Origin of the sequence: Pseudomonas sp. TNT2022 ID642, from assembly GCF_028656995.1 — a bacterium.
GTDB lineage: Bacteria > Pseudomonadota > Gammaproteobacteria > Pseudomonadales > Pseudomonadaceae > Aquipseudomonas.
In genome coordinates, this window is record NZ_JAMDGW010000035.1 from 51,149 (window position 1) to 61,945 (window position 10,797).

Annotated in this window: 8 protein-coding genes; 3 read left to right on the forward strand and 5 right to left on the reverse strand. The window is 59.8% G+C overall.

Annotated elements, in window-relative coordinates; all coding sequences use genetic code 11:
• The 5 genes from hisC to mtnA all read right to left on the reverse strand — a co-directional run bounded on the left by hisC (window position 1) and on the right by mtnA (window position 7,821).
• A complete protein-coding gene (hisC, locus tag M5G26_RS26685) occupies window positions 1-1,113 on the reverse strand; it encodes a histidinol-phosphate transaminase (RefSeq protein ID WP_150694157.1) in 1,113 nt (370 codons plus the stop codon).
• 13 nt (window positions 1,114-1,126) lie between these two features.
• Window positions 1,127-2,221 (reverse strand): prephenate dehydratase, encoded by a 1,095-nt coding sequence (gene pheA / locus M5G26_RS26690; RefSeq protein ID WP_007908404.1) that lies wholly within the window; start codon window positions 2,219-2,221, stop codon window positions 1,127-1,129.
• Window positions 2,221-3,306, reverse strand: coding sequence for a 3-phosphoserine/phosphohydroxythreonine transaminase (gene serC, locus M5G26_RS26695; RefSeq protein WP_273916942.1), 1,086 nt, complete (start codon window positions 3,304-3,306; stop codon window positions 2,221-2,223). Before serC ends, pheA begins: the two co-directional genes overlap by 1 nt.
• Before the next feature lie 229 nt (window positions 3,307-3,535).
• On the reverse strand, window positions 3,536-6,310 hold the full coding sequence (gyrA, locus tag M5G26_RS26700; protein WP_134176368.1) for a DNA gyrase subunit A: 2,775 nt from the start codon (window positions 6,308-6,310) through the stop codon (window positions 3,536-3,538).
• Window positions 6,311-6,744: 434 nt separating this feature from the next.
• A complete protein-coding gene (mtnA, locus tag M5G26_RS26705) occupies window positions 6,745-7,821 on the reverse strand; it encodes an S-methyl-5-thioribose-1-phosphate isomerase (RefSeq protein ID WP_038364372.1) in 1,077 nt (358 codons plus the stop codon).
• A 108-nt stretch (window positions 7,822-7,929) separates the two neighbouring features.
• Between mtnA and M5G26_RS26710 the strand changes: the two genes are divergently transcribed.
• The 3 genes from M5G26_RS26710 to mupP are packed head-to-tail and all read left to right on the forward strand — an operon-like array spanning window position 7,930 to window position 10,696.
• Window positions 7,930-9,264 (forward strand): TRZ/ATZ family hydrolase, encoded by a 1,335-nt coding sequence (locus tag M5G26_RS26710; protein WP_273916943.1) that lies wholly within the window; start codon window positions 7,930-7,932, stop codon window positions 9,262-9,264.
• 57 nt (window positions 9,265-9,321) lie between these two features.
• Entirely contained in the window at window positions 9,322-10,020 is a 699-nt protein-coding gene (gene ubiG, locus M5G26_RS26715; protein ID WP_016986963.1) for a bifunctional 2-polyprenyl-6-hydroxyphenol methylase/3-demethylubiquinol 3-O-methyltransferase UbiG, read from the forward strand.
• Between the two features lie 4 nt (window positions 10,021-10,024).
• Window positions 10,025-10,696: an N-acetylmuramic acid 6-phosphate phosphatase MupP gene (mupP, locus tag M5G26_RS26720; RefSeq protein WP_038364376.1), complete on the forward strand. Its 672-nt coding sequence runs from the start codon at window positions 10,025-10,027 to the stop codon at window positions 10,694-10,696.
• Window positions 10,697-10,797 lie beyond the last annotated feature (101 nt).

Here is a 10,797-nt window from a genome sequence, read left to right on the forward strand (position 1 = left end):
TCACCCACGAGCCAGAACCTTGCGCAGCGCTTCGAGGAAGCGGCTGTTTTCCGCCGGCAGACCGATGGTCACCCGCAGGTGGTTAGGCATGCCGTAGTTGGCCACCGGACGCACGATCACACCTTCGCGCAGCAAGCCCTGGAACACCGGAGCAGCGATTTGAGCGAGATCGACGCAGATGAAGTTGCCTTTGGATTCGATCCAGCCCAACCCCAACTCACGGAAACCGGCCTGCAACTGCTGCATGCCCGCCTCGTTGAGTTGACGGCTTTGCGCCAGATATTCCTCATCCTTCAGCGCCGCACAGGCTGCCGCGAGGGCGAGACTGTTAACGTTGAATGGCTGGCGAACACGGTTCAGTACATCAGCCACAACCGGGGTCGACAGACCGTAGCCAACACGCAATGCCGCCAGACCATAGGCCTTGGAGAAGGTGCGCGACACCAGCAGATTCGGGTAAGCGGCAAGGAAATCCAGACCATCCGGCAGATCGCTGCCTTCGGCGTATTCGATGTAAGCCTCGTCCAGCACTACCAGCACGTGCTCCGGAACATCCTGGAGGAACTCGTCCAGCGCTTCTGCGCCGAACCAGGTGCCGGTCGGGTTGTTCGGGTTGGCAATGAACACCACACGGGTATTGGCATCGATGGCCGCCAGCATCGCAGGCAGGTCATGCCCCCAATCCTTGGCCGGCACCACTTTGGCTTGCGCGCCGACCGCCTGAGTGGCAATCGGGTACACAGCGAAAGCGTGCTCGCTGAACACCGCATTCAGGCCCGGCGCCAGATAGGCGCGCGCAACCAGCTCAAGAATATCGTTGGAACCGTTACCCAGAGTGACCTGATTCAGCTCGACACGGCATTGCTCGGCCAGCAGGGATTTCAGCGCGAAACCGTTGCCATCCGGATAACGGGTCAACTCGGCCAGCTCTTCGCGGATCGCCGCCAAGGCTTTCGGACTGGCACCCAGCGGGTTTTCGTTGCTCGCCAGTTTGACGATTTTTGCCGGATCCAGATCCAGCTCGCGCGCCAGTTCGTCCACAGGCTTGCCCGGAACGTACGGCGAAAGTTGTTGCACGCCCGGCTGTGCCAGAGCGAGGAAGTTGCCACTCATTTGCTACCACCCCTTAGAGAACTGCTTTCGGGTAGGAACCCAGCACTTTGAGTGCTACTGCTTCCTGACTGATCTTTTCCAATACACCTTTGATCAACGGATCGCGGTGATGGCCGACGAAGTCGATGAAGAACACATACGTCCATTTGCCGCTGCGCGACGGACGGGTTTCGATACGGGTCAGGTCGATTCCGTTGTCGTGGAACGGCACCAGCAGCTCGTGGAGCGCGCCGGGCTTGTTGCTCATCGACACGATGATCGAAGTCTTGTCGTCGCCGGTCGGCGGCACTTCCTGGTTACCGATCATCAGGAAGCGCGTCGAGTTGTCCGGACGGTCTTCGATCTTCTCGGCCAGACGGGTCAGGCCATACAGCCCTGCCGCCATGTCACCGGCAATCGCCGCCGAGTTCCACTCGCCTTTAACCCGCTTGGCCGCTTCGGCATTACTGGAAACCGCCACGCGCTCGACATTCGGGTAATGCGCGTCCAGCCACTTGCGGCACTGAGCCAGCGACTGTGCGTGGGAATAGATGCGGCTGATGCTGTCGGTCTTGGTATTTTCACCGACCAACAGGTGATGGTGAATGCGCAGCTCGACTTCGCCACAGATGACCATGTCGTGCTCGAGGAAGCTGTCCAGCGTGTGGTTGACCGCGCCCTCGGTGGAATTTTCCACCGGGACCACGCCAAAATTCACCGCACCGGCCGCCACTTCACGGAACACTTCGTCGATCGCCGCCATTGGTTTGCTGATCACTGCGTGACCGAAGTGCTTCATGGCCGCCGCTTGGGTGAAGGTGCCTTCAGGGCCGAGGTAAGCCACTTTCAGCGGCTGCTCCAGCGCCAGGCATGAGGACATGATTTCGCGGAACAACCGCGCCATCTCTTCGTTGCCCAGCGGCCCCTGATTGCGCTCCATGACACGCTTGAGCACCTGAGCTTCGCGCTCAGGACGATAGAACACCGGCACTTCGCCTTCGGCCAGCGAGGCCATCTTTACTCGCGCGACTTCCTGGGCGCAACGCGCACGCTCACTGATCAACTCCATGACTTTAGTGTCCAGAGCGTCAATGCGAACGCGCAGTGCCTTGAGTTCTTGCTCGGACATCAGCCGTGTTCCTTCTCGAATTCAGCCATGTACGCCACCAGCGCGTTAACCGCGGTGATGTCGACAGCGTTATAGATGGAGGCGCGCATGCCGCCCACGGAGCGGTGGCCCTTCAGATTGAGCAAGCCGCGCTCTTCGGCACCGACGAGGAACGGCTTGTCCAGACGATCGTCAGCCAGACGGAACGGCACGTTCATCCAAGAGCGATCCGACTTGTTGATCGGGTTGCTGTAGAGGCCGCTGGCGTCGATGAAGTCGTACAGCGTGCGCTGCTTGACGTCATTGAATTTAGCGATTGCGTCAACGCCGCCCTGCTCTTTCAGCCACTGGAACACCAGGCCGGACAGGTACCAGGCCAGGGTCGGCGGGGTGTTGTACATCGAGCCGTTATCCGCTGCGACTTTGTAGTCGAGCATGGTCGGGCACAGCGCGCGCGCCTTGCCGAGCAGGTCTTCGCGGATGATGTTGACGACGATGCCGCTCGGGCCGATGTTTTTCTGTGCGCCGGCGTAGATCATGCCGAAACGCGAGATATCGACCGGGCGCGAGAGGATGTCCGAAGACATGTCGGCCACCAGCGGTACATCACCGACTTCAGGAATCCACTGGAATTCCAGACCGCCGATGGTTTCGTTTGGCGCGTAGTGAACGTAAGCGGCGTCTTTCGACAGGTTCCACTCGTTCTGGCCAGGAATGGCGAAATAGTCGTAAGGCTTGGCAGTGGCAGCAACATTGACGTGGCCGTAGCGCGAAGCTTCTTCAATGGCTTTCTGCGACCAGATACCGGTGTCGATATAGTCGGCAGAACCGCCTTCCGGCAGCAGGTTCAGTGGGATCTGCGCGAATTGCTGGCTGGCGCCACCTTGCAGAAACAGCACTTTATAGTTGGACGGGATATTCAGCAGGTCACGCAGATCCTGTTCGGCCTGGGTGGCGATGGACACGAACTCATCACTGCGATGGCTCATTTCCATGACCGACAGACCCTTGCCATGCCAATCAAGGAGTTCCCCTTGGGCGCGCTGCAGGACAGCTTCAGGAAGCGCCGCAGGACCGGCGCAGAAGTTATAGGCTCGCTTGCTCACATCCAATCTCGCTCTGATTTGGTGGTCACTTAAATCTTTTGGTCTGCAGATGATCGTTCCCACGCTCTGCGTGGGAATGCATCGAATGACGCTCTGCGTCATGGGACGCGGAGCGTCCCGAGCGGCATTCCCACGCAGAGCGTGGGAACGATCCCGTGCAGTGTTGCAAATTTTCAAACAGGACAAATAACAAGGGGGCGAATTCTCATCCGCCCCCTCGTTTGTCCGCTTATTCTTGCGGTTCTTCGTCTGCTGCGGCGTCGAGTTGCTGGTCTTCACCGGCATCGTCGTTTACGACAGTGCCTTCGAATTCCTCGCCCTCTTCACCCTCAAGCTCTTCACCTTCAACTTCCGAAGGCTCCTGAACCCGCTCCAATCCGACCAGGGTTTCATCCTTGGCCAGCTTGATCAGCGTCACACCTTGAGTGTTACGACCCAGGCTCGACACTTCGTCGACACGGGTACGCACCAGAGTGCCCTGATCGGAGATCAGCATGATTTCTTCACCGTCCTGCACCTGAACCGCGCCGACCAGACGGCCGTTACGCTCGTTGCTGACCATGGCAATAACGCCCTGACCGCCACGCTTGTATTCAGGGAACTCGGTGATCGCCGTGCGCTTGCCGTAGCCGCGCTCGGAGGCAGTGAGAATCTCGCTGCCTTCTTCCGGAATCAGCATGGAGATCAGCTTCTGCCCTTCTGGCAGACGCATACCACGCACGCCGCGGGCGGTACGGCCCATGGCGCGAACTTCGGATTCCTTGAAGCGTGTCACTTTGCCGCCGTCGGAGAACAGCATGATTTCCTGCTCGCCATCAGTAATGGCAGCGGAGATCAGGATGTCGCCTTCGTCCAGTTCCAGCGCGATCAGACCAACGCTACGCTGACGGCTGAACGCCACCAACGGGGTCTTCTTCACGGTACCGTTGGCGGTCGACATGAAGATGAACGGCGCCTTCTTGCGGTCAGCAGCCTTGATGCGAGCACGACGCTCTTCATCGGTCTCGTTGCTGTTTTCGATTTCTTCTACATCAGCCTCGGCGCCTTCGGCTTCTTCTTCGTCAGCCTGACGCTTCATGGCTTCGAGATCGACCGGCAGCATGGTGGTGATGTATTCGCCTTCGCTCAAGGGCAGAAGGTTGACCAGCGGACGACCACGGGCAGCGCGGGAGGCTTCCGGAATCTCGTAGGTCTTGAGCCAGTACACTTTGCCCTTGCTGGAGAACAGCAGCAGCGTGGTGTGGCTGTTGGCAACCAGCAGGTGAGCGATGTAGTCCTCATCCTTGACGCCGGTCGCCGACTTGCCTTTACCGCCACGACGCTGAGCCTGGTACGCAGCCAGTGGCTGGGTCTTGGCGTAGCCACCGTGGGAGATGGTAACGACGCGCTCTTCTTCCGGGATCATGTCACCCAGGGTCAGGTCGAGACGGGCATCGAGAATTTCGGTGCGACGCACGTCGCCGTATTCGGCACGAATCACCTCCAGCTCTTCGCGGATCACTTCCATCAGGCGCACAGCGCTGTTGAGGATGCGGATCAGCTCGCCGATCTGGTTGAGGATCTCTTGATACTCGGCCAGCAGTTTTTCGTGTTCCAGACCGGTCAGACGGTGCAGACGCAGTTCCAGAATGGCTTGCGCCTGTTCTGGCGACAGGAAGTACTTGCCTTCGCGCAGACCGTATTGCGGATCGAGGTTTTCCGGACGGCACGAATCGGCACCGGCACGTTCCACCATCGCCACCACCGCCGAGGATTCCCACGGTGTGCTGACCAGTGCTTCTTTTGCTTCCGACGGCGTCGGCGAAGCCTTGATCAAGGCGATGACCGGGTCGATGTTCGACAGGGCAACGGCCTGGCCTTCGAGGATGTGACCACGCTCGCGCGCCTTGCGCAGTTCGAACACGGTACGACGGGTAACCACTTCGCGACGGTGACGGACGAAGGCTTCCAGCAGATCCTTGAGGTTCAGGATGCGTGGGCGGCCGTCGATCAGCGCAACGATGTTGATGCCGAATACCGATTGCAGCTGGGTCTGGGCGTAGAGGTTGTTGAGGATCACCTCAGGCACTTCGCCGCGACGCAGTTCGATCACGACGCGCATACCGTCCTTGTCGGACTCGTCGCGCAGTTCGGTGATGCCTTCCAGCTTCTTCTCTTTGACCAGCTCGGCGATCTTCTCGATCAGACGCGCCTTGTTCAGCTGGTATGGCAGCTCGGTGATGACGATCTGCTGACGGCCACCGACCTTGTCGATGTCTTCGATGATCGAACGGGCACGCATGTAAATACGGCCGCGACCGGTGCGGTAGGCTTCGATGATGCCGGCGCGACCGTTGATGATCGCCGCGGTCGGGAAGTCCGGACCCGGGATGTACTGCATCAGTTCATCGACGGTCAGCTCAGGGTTGTCGATGAGCGCCAGGCAACCGTCGATGACTTCACCGAGGTTGTGCGGCGGAATGTTGGTCGCCATGCCCACGGCGATACCGCTGGAGCCGTTGACCAGCAGGTTCGGGATACGGGTCGGCATGACCGCCGGGATCATTTCGGTGCCGTCGTAGTTCGGCACCCAGTCCACGGTTTCTTTGTGCAGGTCAGCCAGCAGCTCGTGCGCCAGCTTGGTCATGCGCACTTCGGTGTATCGCATGGCCGCAGCGTTGTCGCCGTCGACCGAACCGAAGTTGCCCTGACCGTCTACCAGCAGGTAGCGCAGGGAGAAAGGCTGAGCCATACGAACGATGGTGTCGTACACCGCGGTATCACCGTGCGGGTGATACTTACCGATCACGTCGCCGACAACACGGGCAGATTTCTTGTACGGCTTGTTGAAGTCGTTGCCCAGCTCGCTCATCGCGAACAGTACGCGACGGTGCACGGGCTTGAGGCCATCGCGCGCATCCGGCAGTGCACGGCCGACGATCACGCTCATCGCGTAGTCGAGGTAGGACTGTTTCAGCTCGTCTTCGATATTGACCGGGAGGATTTCTTTGGCCAGTTCGCCCATGAGAAGCCTGATTCCTTTTTCTGGTGAAACTTCGTCATATCCATATGGGACCAACGAAGCTCGTCGGGGCAGGCCGAGTGCCATGCGCCGACTTACGACAAATCAACATTGGATCGCGGATTTGCGCAGTAAAGACAGCTCCGTGGAGCTGCCTCGGAAAACGCCGGATGTTATCACAAGAGCCGCCACGCACCTATCCCCCTGATGCGCATGGAGCATAGTTAGTTGACCGGTGACAGGCTTAACGGGGACGAGAGAGGCTCAGAGCTTCTTTGAATGCAGATTTGCGGCTTGAATTAGCGATGTTTATTGACTTTTAGGGGGACGCACACCTGTAGGAGCTGCCGAAGGCTGCGATCTTTTGATCCTGACCTCTAAAAAGCAAGATCAAGAGATCGCAGTCTTCGGCAGCTCCTACATTGAGTATCACCGCATCAATGCAGGCGCTTGCGGCACATCAACTGGGCCATTTTCGCGGTGTCCGGACGCTCGACGATGCCTTTTTCGGTGACGATCGCGTCGATGAGATCCGCCGGCGTCACGTCAAACACCGGATTGAACGCTTCAACATCCGCACCGACACGCTTGCCACCGACTTCCAGCAACTCGGCGCCGTCACGCTCCTCGATCGGGATATCGTCACCGCTGGCCAGATTCATGTCGATGGTCGAACTTGGCGCCACCACCATGAAGCGCACGCCGTGGTGCATGGCGTTGACCGCCAGTTGATAGGTGCCGATCTTGTTCGCCACATCACCGTTGGCGGTAATGCGATCAGCGCCGACGATCACCCAGGTCACGCCTTTGGTTTTCATGATGTGTGCAGCGGCGGAGTCGGCATTGAGGGTCACCGGGATGCCTTCGTTGGCCAGTTCCCACGCAGTCAAACGCGAACCTTGCAGCCACGGACGGGTTTCATCGGCGTAAACGCGCTCGACCATGCCTTCAATAAAGGCTGCACGAATCACTCCCAACGCCGTACCGAAACCCCCGGTGGCCAGCGCGCCGGTATTGCAGTGGGTCAGAATCGCCTGGGCATTGCCCTGATGTTTGCGGATCAGATCAACGCCCAACTGCGCCATGGTCAGGTTGGCTTCGCGATCGCTTTCATGAATGGCGATGGCTTCGGCTTCCAGCGCCGCCAGCGGATCGGCGTTGTCTTTCAGACGATCGAGGCGATCGTGCATGCGGCCCAGCGCCCAGAACAGATTGACCGCGGTCGGACGGGAATCGGCCAGCAAGGCAAAATCCTCTTCCAGCGCCGCGTACCAGTCGCCACCTTCGGCGATCCGCGCACGCGCCGCGAGGACGATGCCATACGCGGCACTGATGCCGATGGCCGGCGCACCGCGCACCACCATCGAACGAATCGCCTCAGCCACGCCGGCGGCGCTGGTGTAGGCAATCCAGGTTTCTTCGAACGGCAAAATACGCTGATCCAGCAGGTGCAGCGCGCCGTCTCGCCAATCGATGGCCTTCACTTTCTCCGCAGCCAACAGTCGATCGCGCATCCCACACCCCGCACTCATGAACAAAAGCCGCCGATTATAGCGATCCCCCCGCGAAGACGCTCGGGTATACTTCGCCATCCTTTACAAAAGCACTGGAACCGACCCTCGATGCCGAAACCTGCCATTGCGCTCGACTTATTATTGCTGCCGACCTGGCTGGTACCCGTCGAACCTGCAGGCGTTGTGCTCAAGGAGCACGGCCTGGGCATCCGTGACGGTCGCATCGTGTTTATCGGCCCACGCGCCGAAGCATTGAAGTGTAACGCCACTGAAACCCGGGAGTTGCCGGATGTGCTGCTCGCTCCGGGCCTGATCAATGCGCACGGTCACGCGGCGATGACGCTATTCCGCGGTCTGGCCGACGATCTGCCGCTGATGACCTGGCTGGAAAACCACATCTGGCCGGCCGAAGCCAAGTGGGTCGATGAAGATTTCGTCCGTGACGGCACTGATCTGGCCATCGCCGAGCAGATCAAGGGTGGCATCACTTGTTTCTCGGACATGTATTTCTTTCCGAAAGTCGCCAGCGAACGCGTGCATAACAGCGGTATTCGCGCGCAAATCGCGATTCCGATCCTCGATTTCCCGATTCCGGGCGCCAGCAGTGCCGATGAAGCCATTCGTCAGGGCGTCGAGCTGTTCGGCGATCTGAAGCATCACGAACGCATCAAGATCACCTTCGGCCCTCATGCACCGTACACCGTCGGCGACGAAAACCTCGAGAAAATCCGTGTGATTGCCGAGGAGCTGGACGCCTCGATCCATATGCATGTGCACGAAACCGCTTTCGAAGTTCAGCAATCATTGGAGCAGCGCGGCGAACGCCCGCTCGCCCGCCTCGGCCGTCTGGGCCTGCTCGGCCCGCGCTTCCAGGCCGTGCACATGACCCAGATCAGCGAGGATGACCTGGCGTTGCTGGTAGAAAGCAACACCAGCGTGATCCATTGCCCGGAATCCAATCTCAAACTGGCCAGCGGCTTCTGCCCGGTCGAGCGTTTGTGGCAGGCTGGCGTCAACGTGGCCGTTGGCACCGATGGCGCCGCCAGCAATAACGATCTGGATCTACTCGGCGAAACCCGCACCGCTGCGCTGCTGGCCAAAGCCGTCGCCGGTTCCGCCACCGCACTCGACGCCCATCGTGCGCTGCGCATGGCCACACTGAATGGCGCGCGGGCACTGGGAATCGAAGCACAGGTTGGCTCACTGGAGATCGGTAAAGCCGCCGACATCGTCGCTTTCGACCTTTCCGGTCTGGCCCAGCAACCGGTGTATGACCCGGTGTCGCAGCTTATCTATGCCACCGGTCGCGATTGCGTGAAACACCTGTGGGTCGCCGGCAAGCAACTGCTCGACGACCGCCGCCTGACGCGGCTCGATGAAGAACAACTGGGCGCCACCGCCCGAGCCTGGGGCCAGCGCATCAGCGGCCATACCGAATCGTAAACACCCCGGCGCAAACGCCGGGGCTACAGCCCTTTTTCAAGTTTCAGAGGATTTAACATGAGCAACGTCGACCACGCCGAAATCGCCAAATTCGAAGCCTTGGCCCATCGCTGGTGGGATCGCGAAAGCGAATTCAAACCGCTGCACGACATCAACCCGCTGCGGGTCAACTGGATCGACGAGCGGGTCAATCTGGCCGGCAAGAAAGTCCTCGACGTCGGCTGCGGCGGCGGCATCCTCAGCGAAGCCATGGCCCAGCGTGGCGCCACCGTGATGGGCATCGACATGGGCGAAGCGCCGCTGGCGGTCGCGCAACTGCATCAGCTGGAATCCGGCGTCAACGTCGAATACCGCCAGATCACTGCCGAAGACCTCGCTGAAGAAATGCCTGAGCAGTTCGACGTAGTGACCTGCCTTGAGATGCTCGAACACGTGCCTGATCCATCGTCGGTGATCCGCGCATGCTTCCGCATGGTCAAACCGGGCGGCCAAGTGTTCTTCTCGACCATCAACCGCAACCCGAAGGCGTATCTGTTCGCTATCATCGGTGCTGAATACATCATGAAGCTGCTGCCGCGCGGCACCCACGACTTCAAGAAATTCATTCGCCCGTCCGAGCTCGGCGCCTGGAGCCGCATGGCCGGCCTGACCGTCAAGGACATCATCGGCCTGACCTACAACCCGCTGACCAAGCACTACAAACTGGCCAACGACGTTGACGTCAACTACATGATCCAGACCCTGCGCGAGGAGTAAGCCGATGGCCATCAGAGCAGTTCTCTTCGACATGGACGGCACCCTGCTCGACACGGCGCCGGACTTCATCGCCATCTGCCAGGCGATGCGCGCGGATCGCGGCTTGCCGCCGATCAACGACAAACACATCCGCGACGAGATTTCCGGCGGCGCCAAAGCCATGGTCGCGGTGACGTTCTCGATGGATCCGGAATCGCCGGGCTTCGAAGAACTGCGTCTGGAGTTCCTTGAGCGTTATCTGGTCGGCTGCGCGGTGCACAGCAAACTGTTCGACGGCATGGGCGAACTGCTCGCCGATATCGAGAAGGCCAATTTGATCTGGGGCGTGGTGACCAACAAGCCGTTGCGTTTCGCCGAGCCGATCATGCAACAACTGGGACTGGCCGAGCGTTCGGCGCTGCTGATCTGCCCGGATCACGTGAAGAACAGCAAACCGGATCCGGAACCGTTGATCCTTGCGTGCAAGATGCTTGATCTGGATCCGTCGACGGTTCTGTTTGTCGGCGATGATTTGCGCGATATCGAATCGGGTCGCGATGCCGGGACTAAAACGGCTGCGGTGACCTTCGGCTACATCCACCCGGACGATAACCCGCGCCACTGGGGCGCGGATGTCGTGGTGGATCATCCGTCGGAGTTGCGCAAGGTGCTCGATAGCGCGCTTTGCAGTTGCTGATCAAAGTCAAAAGATCGTCCGAACGCGGCCCGAACCTGCGGCAGTTCCTACAGGACAGTGATTATCTGTAGGAGCTGCCGAAGGTTCGGGCCGCGTTCGGA